Source organism: Elusimicrobiaceae bacterium (assembly GCA_017528825.1).
In the GTDB taxonomy this organism is placed as follows: Bacteria; Elusimicrobiota; Elusimicrobia; order Elusimicrobiales; family Elusimicrobiaceae; genus Avelusimicrobium.
Genome location: JAFXOI010000007.1, coordinates 1 through 19,028, shown reverse-complemented (window position 1 = coordinate 19,028; position 19,028 = coordinate 1). Strand labels below are relative to the sequence as shown.

29 protein-coding genes are annotated in these 19,028 nt (G+C 43.0%); all 29 read left to right on the top strand.

Annotated features, from left to right (window positions below; genetic code table 11):
• The coding region (locus tag IKN49_02740; protein ID MBR3631969.1) for a hypothetical protein at positions 1 to 616 on the top strand (616 nt) is incomplete at its 5' end.
• A gap of 17 nt (positions 617 to 633) precedes the next feature.
• The gene (locus IKN49_02735; protein ID MBR3631968.1) at positions 634 to 1,533 is read left to right on the top strand and encodes a phage portal protein; all 900 of its coding nucleotides are present in this window, start codon (positions 634 to 636) and stop codon (positions 1,531 to 1,533) included.
• Positions 1,534 to 1,563: 30 nt separating this feature from the next.
• Positions 1,564 to 1,911, top strand: coding sequence for a hypothetical protein (locus IKN49_02730; protein MBR3631967.1), 348 nt, complete (start codon positions 1,564 to 1,566; stop codon positions 1,909 to 1,911).
• Positions 1,886 to 2,497, top strand: coding sequence for an HK97 family phage prohead protease (locus tag IKN49_02725; protein ID MBR3631966.1), 612 nt, complete (start codon positions 1,886 to 1,888; stop codon positions 2,495 to 2,497). Before IKN49_02730 ends, IKN49_02725 begins: the two co-directional genes overlap by 26 nt.
• 13 nt (positions 2,498 to 2,510) lie before the next feature.
• The gene (locus IKN49_02720) at positions 2,511 to 3,689 is read left to right on the top strand and encodes a phage major capsid protein (GenBank protein MBR3631965.1); all 1,179 of its coding nucleotides are present in this window, start codon (positions 2,511 to 2,513) and stop codon (positions 3,687 to 3,689) included.
• A 2-nt stretch (positions 3,690 to 3,691) separates the two neighbouring features.
• Positions 3,692 to 3,877 (top strand): hypothetical protein, encoded by a 186-nt coding sequence (locus IKN49_02715; protein ID MBR3631964.1) that lies wholly within the window; start codon positions 3,692 to 3,694, stop codon positions 3,875 to 3,877.
• A gap of 7 nt (positions 3,878 to 3,884) precedes the next feature.
• Positions 3,885 to 4,169: a head-tail connector protein gene (locus IKN49_02710; protein ID MBR3631963.1), complete on the top strand. Its 285-nt coding sequence runs from the start codon at positions 3,885 to 3,887 to the stop codon at positions 4,167 to 4,169.
• Between the two features lie 11 nt (positions 4,170 to 4,180).
• Positions 4,181 to 4,528 carry a phage head closure protein gene (locus IKN49_02705; protein MBR3631962.1) on the top strand — a complete coding sequence of 116 codons (348 nt, stop codon included), beginning with the start codon at positions 4,181 to 4,183 and terminating at the stop codon, positions 4,526 to 4,528.
• Positions 4,525 to 4,959, top strand: coding sequence for an HK97 gp10 family phage protein (locus IKN49_02700; GenBank protein MBR3631961.1), 435 nt, complete (start codon positions 4,525 to 4,527; stop codon positions 4,957 to 4,959). The genes IKN49_02705 and IKN49_02700 overlap by 4 nt, the downstream gene beginning before the upstream one ends.
• Positions 4,959 to 5,663, top strand: a complete 705-nt coding sequence (locus IKN49_02695) for a hypothetical protein (GenBank protein ID MBR3631960.1) — start codon at positions 4,959 to 4,961, stop codon at positions 5,661 to 5,663. The genes IKN49_02700 and IKN49_02695 overlap by 1 nt, the downstream gene beginning before the upstream one ends.
• A 25-nt stretch (positions 5,664 to 5,688) precedes the next feature.
• Positions 5,689 to 6,783, top strand: coding sequence for a hypothetical protein (locus tag IKN49_02690; protein ID MBR3631959.1), 1,095 nt, complete (start codon positions 5,689 to 5,691; stop codon positions 6,781 to 6,783).
• Between the two features lie 16 nt (positions 6,784 to 6,799).
• The gene (locus IKN49_02685) at positions 6,800 to 7,228 is read left to right on the top strand and encodes a phage tail tube protein (GenBank protein MBR3631958.1); all 429 of its coding nucleotides are present in this window, start codon (positions 6,800 to 6,802) and stop codon (positions 7,226 to 7,228) included.
• Positions 7,229 to 7,319: 91 nt separating this feature from the next.
• Positions 7,320 to 7,742: a hypothetical protein gene (locus tag IKN49_02680; GenBank protein MBR3631957.1), complete on the top strand. Its 423-nt coding sequence runs from the start codon at positions 7,320 to 7,322 to the stop codon at positions 7,740 to 7,742.
• Positions 7,743 to 7,744: 2 nt separating this feature from the next.
• Positions 7,745 to 7,903, top strand: a complete 159-nt coding sequence (locus tag IKN49_02675) for a hypothetical protein (GenBank protein MBR3631956.1) — start codon at positions 7,745 to 7,747, stop codon at positions 7,901 to 7,903.
• Positions 7,893 to 9,647: a tape measure protein gene (locus IKN49_02670; GenBank protein ID MBR3631955.1), complete on the top strand. Its 1,755-nt coding sequence runs from the start codon at positions 7,893 to 7,895 to the stop codon at positions 9,645 to 9,647. The genes IKN49_02675 and IKN49_02670 overlap by 11 nt, the downstream gene beginning before the upstream one ends.
• Positions 9,648 to 9,659: 12 nt before the next feature.
• Positions 9,660 to 10,157, top strand: coding sequence for a hypothetical protein (locus tag IKN49_02665; protein ID MBR3631954.1), 498 nt, complete (start codon positions 9,660 to 9,662; stop codon positions 10,155 to 10,157).
• On the top strand, positions 10,154 to 11,140 hold the full coding sequence (locus IKN49_02660; GenBank protein MBR3631953.1) for a hypothetical protein: 987 nt from the start codon (positions 10,154 to 10,156) through the stop codon (positions 11,138 to 11,140). Before IKN49_02665 ends, IKN49_02660 begins: the two co-directional genes overlap by 4 nt.
• 1 nt (position 11,141) lies before the next feature.
• A complete protein-coding gene (locus tag IKN49_02655) occupies positions 11,142 to 11,540 on the top strand; it encodes a DUF2577 domain-containing protein (GenBank protein ID MBR3631952.1) in 399 nt (132 codons plus the stop codon).
• Positions 11,540 to 11,977 (top strand): DUF2634 domain-containing protein, encoded by a 438-nt coding sequence (locus tag IKN49_02650; protein MBR3631951.1) that lies wholly within the window; start codon positions 11,540 to 11,542, stop codon positions 11,975 to 11,977. The genes IKN49_02655 and IKN49_02650 overlap by 1 nt, the downstream gene beginning before the upstream one ends.
• The gene (locus IKN49_02645) at positions 11,967 to 13,049 is read left to right on the top strand and encodes a baseplate J/gp47 family protein (GenBank protein MBR3631950.1); all 1,083 of its coding nucleotides are present in this window, start codon (positions 11,967 to 11,969) and stop codon (positions 13,047 to 13,049) included. The genes IKN49_02650 and IKN49_02645 overlap by 11 nt, the downstream gene beginning before the upstream one ends.
• Before the next feature lie 7 nt (positions 13,050 to 13,056).
• On the top strand, positions 13,057 to 13,794 hold the full coding sequence (locus IKN49_02640; protein MBR3631949.1) for a DUF2313 domain-containing protein: 738 nt from the start codon (positions 13,057 to 13,059) through the stop codon (positions 13,792 to 13,794).
• Positions 13,791 to 14,213, top strand: coding sequence for a hypothetical protein (locus IKN49_02635; GenBank protein ID MBR3631948.1), 423 nt, complete (start codon positions 13,791 to 13,793; stop codon positions 14,211 to 14,213). The genes IKN49_02640 and IKN49_02635 overlap by 4 nt, the downstream gene beginning before the upstream one ends.
• A 12-nt stretch (positions 14,214 to 14,225) precedes the next feature.
• Positions 14,226 to 15,449 carry a hypothetical protein gene (locus tag IKN49_02630; GenBank protein MBR3631947.1) on the top strand — a complete coding sequence of 408 codons (1,224 nt, stop codon included), beginning with the start codon at positions 14,226 to 14,228 and terminating at the stop codon, positions 15,447 to 15,449.
• 64 nt (positions 15,450 to 15,513) lie between these two features.
• On the top strand, positions 15,514 to 15,936 hold the full coding sequence (locus tag IKN49_02625) for a hypothetical protein (GenBank protein ID MBR3631946.1): 423 nt from the start codon (positions 15,514 to 15,516) through the stop codon (positions 15,934 to 15,936).
• Between the two features lie 301 nt (positions 15,937 to 16,237).
• Positions 16,238 to 17,263, top strand: a complete 1,026-nt coding sequence (locus IKN49_02620; protein ID MBR3631945.1) for a hypothetical protein — start codon at positions 16,238 to 16,240, stop codon at positions 17,261 to 17,263.
• A gap of 5 nt (positions 17,264 to 17,268) precedes the next feature.
• Positions 17,269 to 17,427, top strand: coding sequence for a hypothetical protein (locus IKN49_02615; protein MBR3631944.1), 159 nt, complete (start codon positions 17,269 to 17,271; stop codon positions 17,425 to 17,427).
• Positions 17,420 to 17,554, top strand: coding sequence for an XkdX family protein (locus IKN49_02610; GenBank protein ID MBR3631943.1), 135 nt, complete (start codon positions 17,420 to 17,422; stop codon positions 17,552 to 17,554). The genes IKN49_02615 and IKN49_02610 overlap by 8 nt, the downstream gene beginning before the upstream one ends.
• Positions 17,555 to 17,670: 116 nt before the next feature.
• Entirely contained in the window at positions 17,671 to 18,507 is an 837-nt protein-coding gene (locus tag IKN49_02605) for a hypothetical protein (GenBank protein ID MBR3631942.1), read from the top strand.
• 147 nt (positions 18,508 to 18,654) lie between these two features.
• The coding region (locus tag IKN49_02600; GenBank protein MBR3631941.1) for a hypothetical protein at positions 18,655 to 19,028 on the top strand (374 nt) is incomplete at its 3' end.

The following is a 19,028-nucleotide window of genomic DNA, read 5'->3' as shown; positions in this document are numbered from 1 at the left end:
GGTATTCCTGGGCGTCGATTTATCCATGAGTAATGATAACTGCAGCGTCGGTATGGTGGCCTATGATCAGGAAACGGAAACCGTTTTGGCCGGCGCTATAGCGTTTATCCCGGAGGGAAAAATCGAAGAAAAGAACCGTATCGAAAAGGTAAACTATTACGATTTTATTAAGGCTCTCAAGTGTATCGCCTGTGGAGATCGTACGGTAGATTACTCTGTTATCGAGGCTTTTGTTTTTTCTATCGAGGAAAAGTACGGGGTTAAGATACACAGCCTGGGCTACGACAGATATAACGCTATCAGTTCGGCTCAGAAATGGGAATCCGGTGGTATCGTCTGTGTGGAGATCCGGCAGCACTCCAGCATTTTACACGGGCCCACGAAATGGCTGGCTGAATTAATCGAGAACCGGCAGCTGAGGTATCACGACAACAAGCTCCTGGAAATCAATTTTGATAATGCCCGGTGTACTTATGATACAAATCTTAACCGATACGTTAACAAAAAACGTTCTGCCGGAAAAGTGGACGAGGTTGTATCGATAATCAACGCTTTGTATTTGCTGCAGCAAAATGTAATCCTGAATGAGGCGCTGGAATGGGCTGTACAAATTTAGAGTAAGGAGGTGATTTTATGCTTACAGAAATTATTAACTCGGTTAAATCCTTTTTCGGTTATAAGGAAAACAGATCTGCAGAATCAGATCTTGAGGCTATTCTTACCGGTAAAAATTACGCTTCTTATTTTATCAGTAAAAAAGACGCCCTGAATATTCCGGCGCTGGCTACGTCGGTGAATTTTATCGCCAGTACGGTAGCCGGCCTACCCGTCAGGTTATTTGAAAAAGATAAAGACGGTGTGATCACTCCGGTTGAAAAGGATCCCAGATTAAAAATCCTTAATGATGATACCGGAGATCTGCTGGACGCAAACCAGGCAAAACGGGCGCTGATTTGTGATATGCTGCTGGACGGCAACGGTTACGCCGTCGTAGAACGGGATAACCGTAATGAAACGCTTGGTTTTTTCTATGTAGATAATCAGTACGTTACCGTTATCGACGGTATCGACAAAATCAAAAAGGCGGTAAAAATCTATATTAATGGCGTGGAGTATCCGGAGTACTTTGTTTTCCGGCTGGTGCAGAACAGCGCTAACGGTGTTACCGGTATTGGCGTTTTACAGCAGAACGCTTTGCTGTTTAATACTATGCTTAACGCCTTAAAATATGAAAATACGGCGGTTTCCGGAGGAACCAAACGAGGATTTTTAAAATCCAAATACCGTTTGGAACAGGATAAGCTGGATCAGCTGAAAAGTGCCTGGCGAAAACTGTTTTCGACGGATGTTAATAACTCCCCTGACGTTATGGTACTGAACGAGGGTATCTCTTTCGAGCCGGCAGCGAGTACCGCTACGGAAAACCAGCTGAATGAGTCCAAACGGACTAACAGCGATTTGGTTTATAACCTTTTCGGCTTGTCTACTAATTTATTTGAGACGTCCAGCGGAACCGGAAACGAGGAAATTTAAATTAATGCCGTAAAAACTGCTATTTTGCCGGTGGTAAATGCCTTAAATACGGCTATTAACAAGTTTTTACTGCTGGAATCTGAAAAAGAACGGCTGTTTTTCGCTATCGACGTTTCGGAAATTCTTAAAAGCGGAGTTTTGGAACGTTATAAAGGCTATGAAATAGCTATAAAAAGCGGTTGGCTGCAGGTTGATGAGGTTCGTAAACTTGAAAATTTACCGCCGCTCGGTCTTAAATTTGTAAAATTGGGCCTCGGGGATGTGCTATATAATCCCCAGACTCAGCAAATTTACGCCGTAAATACTAATACTGCTACTAAGCTCGGCAGTAAAGGAAAGGAGGGAACGCCAGATGATACGAGTGGAGATCCGAGCTGATAATACCGCTATGATTACCGGGTATGTTAATGTAACCGGCAGAGAGAGCCGTGTATTACAGGATGTAAAAAACGGTAAGTTTATCGAGCTGGTAAAACCAGGCACGTTTAAACACGCTCTGGAAAAAAGAGACAATGTCGGTTTGATGTTTAATCATCAAAAGCCGCTCGGCAGCACAAAGGATAATCTGGAGCTGTACGAGGATAACATTGGTTTGTATGCCAGGGCGCTCGTGAGTGATCCGGACGTAATCGAACAGGCAAAAGCCAAAAAGCTGAGCGGTTGGTCGTTTAGTTTCAAAAAAGAGAAAGACTCTTGGGAAACACGGGACGACGGTATTCCTCGCCGGATTTTAGAGGATATCGATTTGTTCGAGGTGTCAATTTTAGACGTGACTCCGGCCTATATTGCTACGAGTATTGAAATGAGGAGCGACGGCGGTCAGGATTTGGTCGAGTATCGTAAACACGAGGATGATATTACCGTAATAGATAACCGGAGTAATCCAGATCATAAACCGGTAACAGATCCTGCTGCAGCGCTGGCTCAGCAGAAACGTAAATTTGAATTTTCAATTTTAAAGTAAAGGAGTAAAAAACATGAATTTTAAAAAGCTGTTAGAAAAACGTAACACCCTTGTTGGTCAGATTAATGATATGTTCCTGGCTGCCGAAAAGGAAAACCGGGCCTTTAATGAGGACGAGGCTAAACGCTATGACGAACTCATGAAAGAAATTAAAGATATCGACAAAACAATTAACTTGTTCAACGAATCCCGGCAGTTCGGTACTGCTCCCGGTGCTCCGGCTGCTGCTTCTCCGACTGCAAAAGAAACCGAACAGGCAGAAATGAGAGCTTTTGAAACGTTCCTCCGTACCGGTTCTCTGCCGGCAGAATCTCGGGACGTGGCTACCGCTAATATGACTATGGGCGATAACGGCGCTGTTATTCCTACCTCTATCGCAAGGAAAATTATCGAAACCGTTAAAAACATTTCTCCCATTTTCCAGCTGTCTGATCAGTACAGCGTTAAGGGAAGCCTGGTGTTTCCGAAATACACAGAGGTTAGCAGCGCTGTTACTGTGGCGTACGCTGCCGAATTTACGGCTCTTACTTCCAAAGTTGGTAAGTTTACCTCCGTAACCTTATCCGGAAACCTGGCCGGCGCTCTGGCTAAAATTTCCAAATCCCTGATTAACAATGCTGAATTTGATATCGTTTCCTATGTAATCGGTAAGCTGGCTGAAGCTATCGCAATATTCATGGAAGCAGAACTCTTAAAAGGCACCGGGGCTACCGGTCACATGACTGGCGTACTGACTACCTCCGGTATCAGTGTTACCGCTGCCGCTGCTACTGCTATCAGCGCCGACGATCTGATTAAGTTACAGATGAAAGTTAACCAGCGCTACCGTGGTAAAGGCGTCTGGATCATGAGCACTCAGACTCTGGAAGCGATCCGCAAACTGAAAGACGGTGATCAGCGTTATCTGCTGAATCCTGATATCCGTGACGGCTTTAATTATCGGCTGTTGGGTTGCCCGGTTTATGAGTCCGACGCTATGGAAAATATTGCAGCCTCTAAAAAGACTGTTGTGTTCGGCGACTTTTCCGGTCTGGGCGTAAACATCCGTCCCGGTGTTGAGCTGCAGCTGCTCCTGGAAAAATACGCTGATGAACACGCCGTAGGCGCCGTAGCATGGTTTGAAGCTGACTCTAAAGTCCTGGAAGATCAGAAAATGGCTTATCTGACTATGGCCGCTTCTGATCCCACCTAATTATGAAATATAAAGTATTAATTAGTTTCGGCGGCCAGGTGAACGGTACAGCCGGCCAGCAAATCGATATAACCGACGAGGCTATCGCTCGGGATTTGCTGAGGGCTAAATATATCGCTCCACTGGCAGAGCCGCCGAAACCGGTAAAAAAGACGACTTCCCGTAAAAAAGCAAAAGCTGAGGGGTGATACCTTTATGAGAGTCAGCGAATTAACCATTGATATCGTTAAGAATTATTTAAGGGTAGACGGTGACGACGATAACGTATTACTGACGGCTATCTTAGGAGCAGCGGTGCAGTACTGTATCAGTTATACGGGTTTGGAACCGAACCAGTTAAACGATTATGACGATATCCCCCTGGCAGTTTTGGCTTTATGTGCGGATATGTACGATTTGCGTCAGTTTACGGTTACCGGTGTTCAGATTAATCCTACTGTACTGCAGATACTTGGCTCCCATAGTTCCAATTTACTGTAGGAGGTGGCAGGATGTTACGGCGTACAAACCAGCTTTCGACAGAATTAACAAAACGTGTGGAGGTATGGCATAACGTAAAAAGCGCCGAAAAAAACAGGCTCGGTCAGTATCCGATCGAGCCTGTCCTGTATCAAACGCTTTACGCTGCTATCATTCCACAAACCGGCAGCCTGTTATCTGGCCGGGCCGCTGAAACTACGTTAAGTCGTACTACTCACAAAGTCAAAATCAGATACCGTACCGATATTACTCCGGATATGTGGATTATGTATCAGGGCGTAAGGTATGATATCCTTTACATTTTGGATCCAAATTTGAACCATGAGCGCCTCGAGCTTTTCTGTGAGGTGAAATTATGATCGAGTTTGATTTTCATGAACTGACGGATTTTGATAAAAACGTGTTGGAACACGTTACCAGGACGTATCCGAACGAAGCTAAAAAGTTTATGGGTAGAACCGGTAACGCTTTCCGCTCACGAGTCAGGGCAGAATACCGGCAGACTGTTAAAAAGAAAACCGGTAACCTGTTAAAAGGAATCGGACGAGGTCGCCCCTATATCTGGTCTGGGAGTGAGTTTCAGGTTCGGGTATATAATAAGGCTCCTCACGCCCATTTAATCGAGTTTGGTCACAAAATGATAGACTGGAGAACCAAAAAGCAGACTCCGAAAAAAGATTTTGTTACCGGTAAACACATAGTCGGTAAAGTTGCAAACCGTTTTCCGGGCGAGTTTGATAGTCTTTGTGAAAAATTTGTGGACGACTTATTAAAAAAGGGGTTTTATTAATGGCTCAAAAAATCTTATCTGTAATAGATATAATCAAATCTTTGACGCTGTTAATCGAGTCTCATTTTCCTGCTTATCCGGTAAACGACAGAGATTTGGACGAGGGTTTTTCCCGGCCCAGTTATTTCATTGATATTGATGAGATCCGAGGCAGCAGCCAGACTACTGAGTATGTAAAAGAGGAATCGGATTTACAGATTTACTTTTTTGCTGAGGATCGGTATCAGGGTTTCTTAGATTTGATAGATGTAAAAAATAAATTACTTGCCTTGTTGTCTGTTCCGCTGCCGTTAACAGACGAAAACAATCAGATAGTAGCTCATGTTACTTTTGATGAGACTCCCGGAAAAAATCTCTCGATAACCATTAATAAAGCTGACAAAACGCTCCTTTGTACGTTAACGAGTGTTCTCGTTCAGCAGTTGCCGGATGAATCGGATCCGGATTATTACATGGAAAATCTTGATTTTCATTTGTGGAAGAACGACGATTTTAATCAGTATGTTCTCCCGTTTGCTCTGGTTGTCGAGGACGATTTGGTTTATCAGACTGTTGAAAAAGCAGAGGATATTCCTCCGGAACTGATTATTGACGGTTTTGAAAATCTGTATGCCAGATTAGCGAGCCGTTATGATCGCTCAAACGTCGAGTTTAGTTATGAAAACGGCGCTATTTATATGGAATATGAGGACGAGGCAGTATAATTTTTAGTTTAAAGGAGGTAATAACGTGTCTAATATTGGATTACCTGTAATTGATATTACATTTATCCAGAAAGCCGTTAGCGCTATCCAGCGTTCCGAACGTGGTACGGCCTGTATCGTCGTTAAGGGTTCGGTCGAAACTCCGGTTTTACGGAGATATAAGTATGAAAGCGATATGGATAGCAGCGATTATTCCGTAGATTTGCTGAAAGCTCTGAAACGGGCTTTCATGGTTCCGGTTAATAAGGTGTATGTCCTGATCGTGCCGGCGGCTACGGAGGATTTTTCTACGGCGGCTACAGCCCTGGAGGGCGTTAAGTTTAATTACATTTGTACCGTGGTTTCCGACTGGCAGCAGTCTGTCGTTAATTACATCATTAACAAAAATGCTAAGAGTGCCGGTAAAAAATATATCGGCCTGGTGGCCGGGGCTACGACTGCAGACAGCAAATATGTTATCAACATTAAAAACGAGTGGGTTCATGATATTGATACCAATACCCAGGTAGATATGGAAATGTATCTCCCCCGTGTAATTGCTGTGCTGTGTAATCTGCCTATGAATCGCAGCTGTACGTATTATGAATTTGAGGATATCGACGAGGTCGATATGAGCTTTGTTACGACTGAGCACGATATCGATTACTGGATTAACGAGGGCTTTATCGTTTTCTTTAAAGACGAGGACACTATCAAAATCGGTCGTGGCGTTAACACGCTTACTACGTTCACAGCTACCGACACCGAGGATATGCGTAAGATTATTATTGTAGAGGCTATGAATATTATCCTGGAGGATATTTACGAAACCTTTAAGGAATATTACGTAGGTAAATACAAAAACTCTTACGATAACCAGTGCCTGTTTATCAGTGCCGTTAACAGTTATTTCCGGCAGCTGGCCCGGGAGGAAATCCTGGATCCGGATTATGATAACATGGCTTATGTTGACGTTGAAGCGCAGAGAGAGGCTTGGCTGGGTATTGGCAAAACCGAGGCTAAGGACTGGGATGAAGAAAAAGTCAAAGAAATGTCCTTTAAATCGTTTGTGTTCCTGGCCGGCGATATTAAGATCCTGGACGCTATCGAGGATCTCCATTTCAGAATTACAATGCAGTAAGGGAGGAGGCTAAATCATGGCAGAAGTTGTTAATAAAATTTTGCGTGGTACGTTTGGTCGCCTCTGGGCCCAGGGGAAACGCCTGGCCAATGTTAAGAGCTTTGAGGCCAAAGCTACCTTGAAATACGAAGCCGTAGAGATTAACGGCGAATTATGCGAACAGCAGCGTTATCTCGGATATTCGCTGGCCGGTACTATCGTCGTACACAAAACGGATACGTACCTCGTTAATCTCATCCTTAACGGAATGGTTACCGGCTCTATGCCGCCGATTAAACTGGTCGGTCGCCTGGCAGATCCGGACGCCAACGGTTCCGAACGTGTGGAAATTTACGACGTAACTTTCGACGAAGCCACGCTCATGCAGTTCGAGAACGCCACCGTTTCCGAGGAATCTGTTCCGTTTAAGGCCGGCGGTTTCCGTTATCTGGATAAGATTTTATAAAAAATTAATAGCCATTCTCAAATCCCTGCTTATTTTTTATTGATATTTATCAATTTTTTGGCAGGGATTTTTTATTTAGGAGGATTAAATTATGAATAAAGAAAAGTTAGAAAAAGCTACGCTCGAGGCTCTGCTGGAAAGAAAACTGCAAAAAGAACGTGATAGTTACGGTATTAAAGAAATTGACGTCCCAGCGATTGGAATGTCGATTACAGCAGTAAAACAGCCGATATCTAAGGTTTCCGATATTTTGGATGAATTAGAGAAAGACGATATCAGTTTCTCTAAAACGCTTGATATTTATAAGCAGCTGATTTATCTTTGTGTTCCTTTGTTCCATGACAAGAAATTACAGGAAGCTTATCACTGCTCGGAGCCTTACGACGTGGTTGTTGCTGTCTTGGACGATAATATCGGAGGAATCGTAAAACTGGCTGAAACCATTTTGGCAATGTACGGTTTTACTGAGATTATGAATGACGTAAAAAACTCATCCGCTCAGACGGAGAGCTGAATATGTTCAGCTATTATCTTGAAAAGGGATATAGCGTACGTGAGCTCGTAAGTCTGAGCTTTTTAGAAAAAGTTTTTTTAAGGGCCTCTATGGAGTTAAATGTAGAAGCCCAGGAAAAAGCTATGAAAGAAATAAAGACAGGAGGCTCTAATGGCGTCTAAAAATATTAATGTCTTACTGTCTCTGGTTGATAAGTTCAGCGCCCCTTTACGTAAGGTTAGAAACAACGTCAATAGTTCTGCTCGGGCTATGCAACGAACACAAAACGGAGCCGTTGGAATGTCCAGCGCTATGACAAGTTCCTTTTCTCGTGCCGCCGGAGCTGCGAAATATTTATTTTCAGCTATTACCGCTGTAACCAGTGGCGTCGCTGCCGTCGGGGCCGGCGTGGTTAAACAATATGCCGAGCACGAGAAAACAATGGCTGGTTTATCCTTTTTGCTGGGCGAGAAACAAGCTCAGGATTTAGATAAATTTGCTGCCGTTATCGGCAAAACAACAGATTTGTCTCGTAAGGGAGCCCTGGATATCGCTAAGAGCTGGGCGGCTTCCGGAGCCAGTTTGGACGTAGCTAAAGAAAACATTAAAATTTTAACTGATATGGCAGCCGCCGGATCCATGACTGAGGAGCAAATCGGGCTGGTTAATACTCAGCTGATCCAGATGTTCGGACGTGGGTATGCCGAGCGTGGCGACTTAAAAGCGATTAGTAACTCGCTGCCTGGTGTTTTTAATTATTTAAAAGACTATCTACACGTTACCCAGGAAGAACTGGACGAAATGATTAAAAAACACCAGGTTACCGCCGATCAGACAATGAAAGCGATCCAGGCTAAAACCAAAGGAGCCGCCGACGCTGTCGGAAACACTCTGGTATCTAAGTTTAATAATATTAAGGATACAGTACAGAATATCAGTACTGCTTTCGGTGGATCCCTGGCTAAAGCATTAAATATCGGCGCCGGAATGGATTATTTTTCTAAAAGTTTAGATAAGGTGGAGGAATTTGCTACCGGATTACAGGAGGCTATTAATTCCGGGAAAGAACCTATAACGGCTTTACGAGAGGAGGTAAATAAATTATTTGGCTCCGAAGCGCTGGCCGATTTAGATAAATGTATATCTCTTGTTACAGCGCTTGTAAATGCTTTTATCTGGTGGAAAAATACTGTTTTTGAAATAGTGTCGTTTTTAATGGCTCATCCGGTGTTATCTCAGATACTCCTCTCTGTTCCGGCGGTTATTGCCGGTACGGTTTTAATAGCTGGAGCTATTTTACGAATTAAGGCCGCAATAAAGGCAGTACAGATTACAATAGGTATTTTAAATGCTATTATGGCAACGAATCCAATTATTTTGGCTATCATGGCTATTATCGCTGTCGTTATGCTGCTGTACTTTAACTGGGATCGTATTACTGCATTTTTCAGGGAAACTACGGCTGCTGTACGAAATTGGTTTACTGAGGCCTGGAGCAGTATAAAAAATACGGTTTTAAGTGTTTGGGATAGTATTAGCGCCTCATTTACCAGCTGTATAGATCGTTTAAAAGGCCTCTGGACTGATTTTAAAAATTTTATCGCTCATCCTATCGACACGATCGTAAATTACCACCAGCGGAAAATGGAAGAACGTAAAGACGTTCCCCATAACGCTACCGGTACAAGTTATTTCCAGGGTGGCCAGACTTATGTTAACGAGGGTAACCGTGGCGAATTAATTACGCTCCCCAGTGGCTCTCAGATCATACCTCATGATTTGGCAGCGAAAACGGTTCAAAAATCAGCGCCGGTTATTAATTTAAACCTTACTATTGCCGGGAACGTTATCGGTAATGAAGATTTTTATAATGACTGTGGCCGGGTAATTACGAATCGTATTGTCGAAGCCCTGGCTAATATGTAGGAGGTGATTATATTGAACGCTACTATCAGTCAGCTGTTTTCTATCCTCGTCCCCTCTGTACTCGGTAAGCCGGGAAAGGCCGATATCGTTTTGGCGTCTGACAGCGAAAAGGTGGTTTTACCCGTTGTTCCTGCAAATTTGCCGGAACAGAACAGCCCACAAAACAACGAGACGTTTAACGGTATTTTAGGAGATATGGCTGTAATCGGGCCTATGGGTTCCCGGTCGTTGAAGCTGGAGAGTATTTTACCTCCTACTCCTTTAAAATACTCCTGGTGTAGGCCGAACGGTGACGGGGCCGGAACGGTAATTAACTTTATTAAGAAAAATCAGCTCGCCTATAAGCCGATACGGATTACGGTAGTTTATTCAAACGGCAGCGTTTATCTGTCTATGGCTGCTCTGGTTAATGATTTTGTTTACAACGTCGATAATGTCGGTGATTATCATTACCGGCTGGAATTGACGGAATACAGAACGGTTACCGGAGCCGGAGGTTTGAGCTCATGATTAAACTTACGTATATTGATAAAAACGGTGTTTCAAAAAACATCACTCCTGTAACTGCAAACTATACCCGGAGCGATAATATCGAATCACTGGGTATGCAGCTGAGTTTTGATTTACTGAATAATCCTTTGGACACAAATTACAATAAGAATCGCCTGGAAATCGGCGGTAAAGTTGTTATGAGCAATAACGGTAAAACCGTGTTTTTCGGTGTTATTATGGCGCAAACTCACAGCCATTTTACCCAGCTTTCCTATAAATGCTACGATTACGCCTATTACCTTAATAAGTCCGAGGCGATTATACAGTTTAATAAAATCAGTGTTTCGGGAGCGATTACTAAGTTATGTAACGAGAACAGTATCCCGGTTGGCTCTGTTACAGATATTCCGACAGAAATCAGCAAGATTTATAACGGTGTAAAAATCTCTGACATCATTAAGGATTTACTTAAACTCGCTACTGCAGAACTCGGTATTAAATACCGTCTGGAGGTCAGGGATAATAAATTATATATCGAAAAATATGAGGATTTAATTATTACCGCAACGTATAAACCGGCGCCCAATGTTAACGCTTTTGATGTAACTAAGGTTATCGGCTCCTTTAACTGCAGTTACAGCGCCGAAGAAATGGCTACTCGGGTTATGATCGTGAGCTCCTCGGAAAAGAACCGACAGATTTTAGCGACGGCAGAGGACAGCAACAATATTAAAACCTTTGGTTTGTTAACTAAGGTTGAAAAAATCGAGGATAAAAAGAGTTCCCAGGCTGCAGAAATCGCTAAGAAAAAATTAGCGGATCTGAACAAAGTTAAAAAAGATTTTAAGGTTACTCTTTTCGGGGACGATACCGTCAGATCCGGGAGGATGTTGGTATTTAATCAGCCGGATATCGATTTGGTCGGAGCATTTTTAGTAAAAAATTGTACTCACAAATATAACGGGCGCTCTCATGTTATGGAGCTGGATTTGGAGGTATAACATGGAAAACTGGGAGTATGAAATGGCCAAACAGTTTAAGGAAAGAGATAATCCGAAACCGATCGGCGCCTGTATCGGTAAAGTCGAGTCTTTATCGCCGGTGATTATTTCTATCCAGTCCGGGAAATTTATGTTACAGGCCTGGCAGATTTATATTTGTAATCAGATCCTGGAACGTGAAACGACTTTCCGGGATTATGTGGCAAATCAGAGCCAGAGCGGTAAAATATCGGTCAGCTGTAATCCAGGCGGCGGTAATTATAACGCTGACGGTGATATCGAATGTAACGGACGTGTACATTTGAATGAAGTTTGGAAAGTTGGTGATTACGTTATGGTTGTTCCGGATGAATCCGGGCAACATTTTTTCATTGTCGATATATTGCGAGGTGTTAGCTGATGTTTCCGGATGAAATAACGTTAACCGAAACAGAAATCGCTACCGTAGACGAAACGGCTGATACTGTCGTTTCCGGCACTATTGGACGATCTATAAAATTTGATTACGAGAAAAAAGAATTTGTGATCAATGACGGTAAAAACGTCGAGCCCAGTAAAATCGACGCTATCAAACAATGGATAGAGCTTTTTATCCGTACGGAGGTAGACAAATACAAGGTTTATACCTCCTCTTTTGGCGTGGATCTCCGGGATTTGGTCGGTTATCGATTACCGAGAGGTTATCAGGTAGCGGAAATTATGAGGCGTATTAATGAGGGTATCCTTACGAAGTGTCCAGACGTAGCCAGCGTATCCGACTGGAATTTTGATAAGGGTACTTTTTCATTTACGGTAAAAACTAATACAGGAGAGGAGGTGGTTATATATGGCTACTGAGTTAAAAACGACTACGGTAGAGGCCGTACACGAGGAATTACTGAATCAGGTTTCCGACAGTTATCAAAAAACGGAGGGGTTTCCTGTCTGGGATATCCTGAAAGCTACGGCTTTTGGTATTAAACGGCTCTGGGATAAGTGCTTTAAAATCGAATATTTGCAGGACGTCGATAATTTGACTGGAGCAGATTTGGAACGCTTTATTTATCAGCGTAAAGGCCTTACCCGTAAGGCTGCCACGTATGCAACAGGATATATCCAAATAGTTAGCGGCTCCGGGGATATCGACGCTGGCGATCTGTTTGCTACCGAAACAAATATACAGTTTGAATCACTGGAGACGAAACACGTTAACCAGGGTGATACCGTTGCTATCCGAGCTGTGAAAAGCGGTTCCGAGGGTAATGTTATCGCCGGAATTATTACACAAATGCCTGTAACGATACAGGGAATCAGCCAGGTTACTAATCCGGATGTTACAAGCGACGGCTATGACGAGGAAACCGACGAAAGTCTAAGAGAACGCTATTACGAAGCGCTGCAGGAACCGGCTACCAGCGGAAACGTTTATCATTACCGCCGCTGGGCAAAAGAAGTTCCCGGAATCGGAGACTGTAAGGTTTTTCCTTTGTGGGACGGAGATAATACGGTTCAGGTCGTGGTCGTTGACGACGACGGACTCGTACCCAGTCCGGAAACGGTGGCAAGGTGTCAGGAATATATTGATCCGAACAGTGCCGGAACCGGTTTAGGAGAGGCTCCTATCGGTGCATATTGTACCGTGGTTGCAGCAGATCCCCTCACAGTTAATATCAGTGTTACAGTACAGCTCGACAATACCAGAACAGTAGCAGATATTAAAACTGAGTTTGAGGGACTGGTAACAAAATTTTTTGCAAGCATTGTTTTTAACAGTCAGTATATTTCTCCGGCAAAAGTCGGAAATCTTTTGCTGAATTGTGAGGGCGTAAGCGATTATGACGGTTTACTCCTTAATAATTCTGCCAGCAGATTAACAATACCGGATAAATCTATACCTGTACTCGGGACGGTGACTATAAATGTTCAGTAAAGATTATATGATAAACACTCTCCACGCTCTGTATCGTAAAGATAAATGGATCCGTGAACTGTTTAACAGTGTTGGTCTTACTCTGGACACTGTAAACGCTGCCCTGGATGAGGTGTACGGAAACAATTATTTTGATACCGCTACCTTAAAAGCCCTGGAACATTTTGAGAAAGAAGCGAAAATAATACCCGGTGAAAATCAGAGTCTTGATAGCCGGCGTAGTACCGTCCGGGCCAAATGGGTAGGAACCAGCAAAGCCGATATCGTTTTACTCCAGGAAGTAGCCGACAGCTGGAAAAACGGTTTACTCAAGCTCTCGTTTGTAGAGGGAAAAATAAAAGCCGTTTTTACGAGCCCTATCGGTGTTCCGGAGGATATCGATATCCTTAAAAGTATTTTGGAGGACGTAAAGCCGGCTCATTTGGCTATCTGGTATGTATTCTTGTATCTTACCTGGGAAAACGCTTTGGCTTATGGAACCTGGGGTAATCATCATGAAGATCATACCTGGCTGGATTTGTTTCAAAACGACGAGTTTCGCCAGTACGTTCTGGAGTTTATGCTGGCTGCAGAAAACGGTTTGTTATATCAGGTTGTCGAAAATGTGGAGGACGTACCGCCTACAATTACTATTGAATCCAATACTGATATATACGCCACGTTTGCCGGTATTTATGATGAAACGGATATCAGTTTTATTGTGTCGGGGACTAAGATTTATATGGAATACGAGGAGACAGCATGAAACGAATATTAATTGGAAACTTAAGAGAAATTTTAGATCTGGATAACATTGTATCCGGATTACAAAATCAAATTAACACTCTTTCTACGACGCTCAATACGTTTATTGAAACCACTTTCGCCGCCTTTAAATCAGAAACGGAGGACGATATTGCTACTGTAGACGCCAGGGTAACCGACGTTAATAATGCCTTGTCCAGCAGCATTACTGCTTTGGATAATGAATTAAGCGGCGATATTGAAACTCTTAATACTTCTTTAACGGCGTCTATTGATCAGGTAAATACAAACCTTAGCGAAAGTATCCAGGGTGTAAGTGATAGTTTGGGAGAACACCTGAACGGGCTGAAATTCAGCGTTACCGGTGAGGGTAAACTCCACGTAGAACTCGAAGAAGCAGAAGAAAACAATGGAGAATAAGGAGGATTAATTATGCCTAACGGAATTGATATTATCAGTGATACTACCGGTTTAAAAATTGCCGATCTTTTAGGAGAACAGAACGCTATTTTACGGGTGGCAAATGCGAGCAGTATCGCAGCCGTAGCCAGTGACTTAAGAACGATCCAGCAGATCGTTAAGAACGGTTACGCCTCTCAGCTCTTTAACGTTGGCGATCAGATTATCGTCCCCTGGAGGGACGTTGTTGCCGACGTTTCTTATAGTCTCCCCTTTGACATTACGCATTTTAAAGACGTTGAATTACAGGACGGTGAAACCGTTCCCGGTATGTTTTTACAGTCTCATTACGCCTCCCCGTTCGGTGTGCAGTTCTCTCATGCACAAGGGTTTTACGTGGTCGGTGAGGACGGGCTTCCGGCTGGTACCTATTACCTCACCTGTGACGTAACCTGGGGTAAAAATTGTGTTAAAGGTGATAATCTTTGCTTTACACTCGTAAACGACGCTCCGGCTGGCGCTATTTTGGCTGGTTTTGTCGGTATGCCCGATCAGGTTTATACAAACTGGAAAGTTTATGTGTATGATACCGATCACAAAACTATTCTGGAAACCGTCAATACCGTAACGAAAGAGGCCCGGGGCGAGTATCTCGGCCTGTGGGACGCTTACGGTAACAATGAATACGGCCTGAATGGTGTCCAGAGAACGGCTTACGGTAATAACCGCTGGAAAGACAGCGCTTTACGCCGGTTCTTAAACAGCGCTGCTGCAGCTAACGCCTGGTGGACTCCTCAAACCGAATTTGATATCGTGCCGGATCAGATTAATAAAGCCGGCTGGTTAACCGGTTTTGAAAGCGAGTTCCTGAATATCCTGGGTAAAGTAAAAGTTAAAACTGCTCTTAATACTGTGGTTGACGCAGAAAAGAACCTCGGATTTGATGAAACCTTTGATAAATTCTTTGTACCGTCTCTGGAGGAGGAACACTTTGCTCCTCAGCTGGCCGGCGAGGGTGAAACCTGGGATTACTGGAGACGGGCCAGCGAGTCCCCCAATTCATTACCGGTTGGCGTAGCGTTCCCGAATATGATTACCTATGCCGTAGAAAACCACGTTTCAGCGCAGTCCGTCCGGCTCCGCAGCGCTTACCGTGGCAACGCTAGCGATACATGGGGTGTCTATACGTCCGGCTACGCCTACCGCAGCTACGCTAGCAACGCCAATCGCTTCGCTCCCGCTTGTGTTATTTGTTAATCGGATAAATCATTAATGGGAGCCAGCCACGCATGGCTCCCTTAAAACGGAGGGCAAATAACAAATGTCTGTACCAGAAAGCAAACGAGCGGAAAACAAATTACAGGTATTACTGGACGCCCAGAGCCTGGCTGCTTATACGTTGCGTATTTGCAAAAATCCCAAAGTATTTACTCCGGATTTTCAGCATTTGCTTACAGAAAAAATAACAAATACAGCTATAGATATTTTTGTTAATTTATGGACGGCAAATAACATTTTAATGAAACCGGGAACTGAGAATTTTACCGATAACCGAAAAGAAAGAAAACGGTTACAGGACGAAGCAGCTCGAAATTGTAATAATTTGCTGGCCCTGATTCAGATCGCTAAACCTATTTTTCATTTATCCGGTAAACGGGTGAGGTTCTGGGGAAAGAACGTTATCAAAGTACGCAATTTAACCAGAGCCTGGCAGGAAAGCGATATTAAGCGGTTTAACGCTTAATTTATTAAGATATAGGCTATTCGCAGAACGTCCGGCTCCGCAGCGCTAACCGTGGCAACGCTAACAATACATGGAATGTCAATACGTCCGGCAACGCCAACAACAACAACGCAAGCAACGCCAATCGCTTCGCTCCCGATTGTATATGTTCGGATACTTATGGCTTGTTTATAAAACAGGTGCTATCCAGCTATCTATATACAAGGAGCCTATATCTTTTCCTTATGGATAAACAATACCTTGTTGATGTGGAGGACGTGTCAAAAACACGCCTGATCTGCTATCACAATGAGGAAACTTTATGAATAAATCTTTTGTTATTGATTACGATAATCTTTATAATTCAGGACTAAAATGTAAAAAAGGAGTTATTTGGAAACCGTCAGTATCCAGTTTTATCTTGAACCAGATAGAGCGAACAAATCAGTTATGTGATGAGCTGGAGGCCGGAACTTATAAAAGCCTGGCTCCTAAACCTATAAAGATCACTCACCCGAAGCCTCGAGACGGTTTGTGTATCAGCTTTAGAGACAGAGTATATCAAAGGTCTTTAAATGATAATGCTCTGTATCCCATGATAACAAATGCGTTTATCTATGATAACGCAGCCTGTCAAAAGGGAAAAGGTACTGATTTTGCCAGGGGCAGGATTAAAAAATTCTTATGGAATTACTTTTGTAATTACGGCCCGGAGGGTTACGTCTTACACATTGATATTAAAGGCTATTACCCGAGTATGCGTCACGACGTTGTTAAAAACAAGTTTGCGAAAATGGTTCCCGACGATATTTACGGTATGGCTGCCAAAATATTAGATACCCAGTATTCCGGAACAGTAGGATATAATCCCGGTTCCCAAATGGTACAAATCGCCGGTATCGGTGTTTTGGATGATGTGGATCATTTCTGTAAAGAACAGCTGCACATAAAATATTACCTCCGGTATATGGACGATACTATCATTATCCATAACGATAAAAACACGTTGAAAAACTGGCTTGAGATTATCGGGAAACAGCTCAATAATTTAGGATTTGAAATCAATATTAATAAAACAAAAATCTATCCTCTCTGTAGAGGCTTTTTATTTTTAGGCTTTACGTTCCGGCTCACAGAAACCGGAAAAGTCGTTTTATCGATAGACGGACAAAACGTAAAAGCCGAAAAGCGAAAGCTAAAAAGGCTGGTTAATAAGGCCCGAAAAGGTACGTTAACAAAAGCAAAAGTTTATGAGTGTTATAACGCTTGGAAAGCTCACGCCAGCGTAGGTAACTCAAATAAATTGATACAGAGAATGGATTCTTATTTTAAAAATTTATGGAGGTAATGATTATGATTTTTAAACGTAATACCGAATCTGTAGCAGACGTACGTAAACGGGAAAACTTTGAGGCCCAGGTAGCTAAACAACAGGCCGATATCGATTACCTGGCAATGATGAGCGATATCGATATTCCTACGGAAGAAATGGAGGTAACGGAAAATGAGTAAATTTGAAAAAGTTAAAAAATACTACGACAGCGGCCTCTGGAACAAAACTATGGTAAGAAATGCTGTTATTAAAGGGTGGATTACGGCAGATGAGTATGAGGAAATCGTTGGAGAACCTTACGCTTGATCTCTCTGAAATTAATGAAAAGCAAAGTCGTATCATTGCCAAACTGGTTAATCTGTTGCTGAAGTTTATGAGCCAGGACGAAATAACCAGGATATTAAACGAGGAGGATCTTAAGCATGGCAAGTCAGTATGATAATTTACCAAAAACGCCAAATTTGAGACTGAATCGTCCTACCTATGACAATAACGCCGATATCGAGGCCCTTAATGAGAATTTCGATATCCTGGACGAGGAAGTCGCTGCCAACAAAGCTAACCGGATCGTCAGCATTACGGCGACAGCAAACGAGGCGGAGTTTAAATATACCAGGCAAAACGGCCAGACAAACACCGTTTCTCTGGTTAAAAAATCAAAAATGAATATTATCGATATGGTGTATCCGGTAGGCTCTATCTATATGAGTACCAGTTCTACCTCTCCGGCTACGCTATTCGGTGGCACTTGGGTAGCATTAGACGAGGGCCGGGTTTTAATTGGTGCTAACAGTAGTTATCCTGCTGGAAGCACTGGAGGCGAAAAAACACATACGCTTACAATAAATGAATTGCCCGGACACACTCACAATGTAAGTATTAACACCGCTGGTACTCATAGACACGGTGGGTATACTGGAAACAGCGGCGGCCATAATCATAATCGTGGCAATATGAATATCACGGGTTGGTTTGGCATAGATGACCGTTCGGATTTTGCTGGATTTGGCGGCGCTTTTTATAGGGGTGCTTATCATGGTGCTTGTGGCTCAGATGGTTCTGGTTCTGGCTTTATAGCTCAATTTGAAGCTGGGCGTTCGTGGACTGGTGAAACCTCCTGGGCTATTGATCACGCTCACAGCATTTCAAACGACGGCGCACACACTCATACAGCCAGCGTAGGATCTGTAGGCGGTGGCACTGCTATGAACAATATGCAGCCCTATCTCGCTGTATATATGTGGAAACGGACGGCTTAAATGGAGGTGATTATTGTGTCGGTTTTAAAAAACTTTCTTGATCACCTCTATAATTTTGATTTATGGGCTATAGCCTTAATCATTTACACAATAGGGACTAAATTATGTGGGAATAATTTTTGGCCCGTACTTTTCCTGGTGTTTTTAATGGTGGTTTTTGATACCATTACACGCTGGGACTGTATCTGTAAAAAATATATTATGGAACATGATCCGAACGAAACGGATATCAAATTAATTAAATTAAGCCGGGTGTTTGTTCAGTTTTTCAAAGCCGAGACTTGGAACGAGAATTATTTATCCTCCCGAGCATTTTCCCGGATTATTGAAAAACTAACTGTTTATACTCTCGCTTTAATCGTGTTTTTCTGTATGGGGAAATGGGCTCCGGAAATCCATTGTTTCGGAGTCGATTTTATTCCGGAAAAAGTATTCCCGGGCCTTATTTGTACAGTGATTTTTTTAATCGAGGTAAGCAGTTTAAACGAGAACTTAATCGAACTCGGTTATAAAGGTGTAGG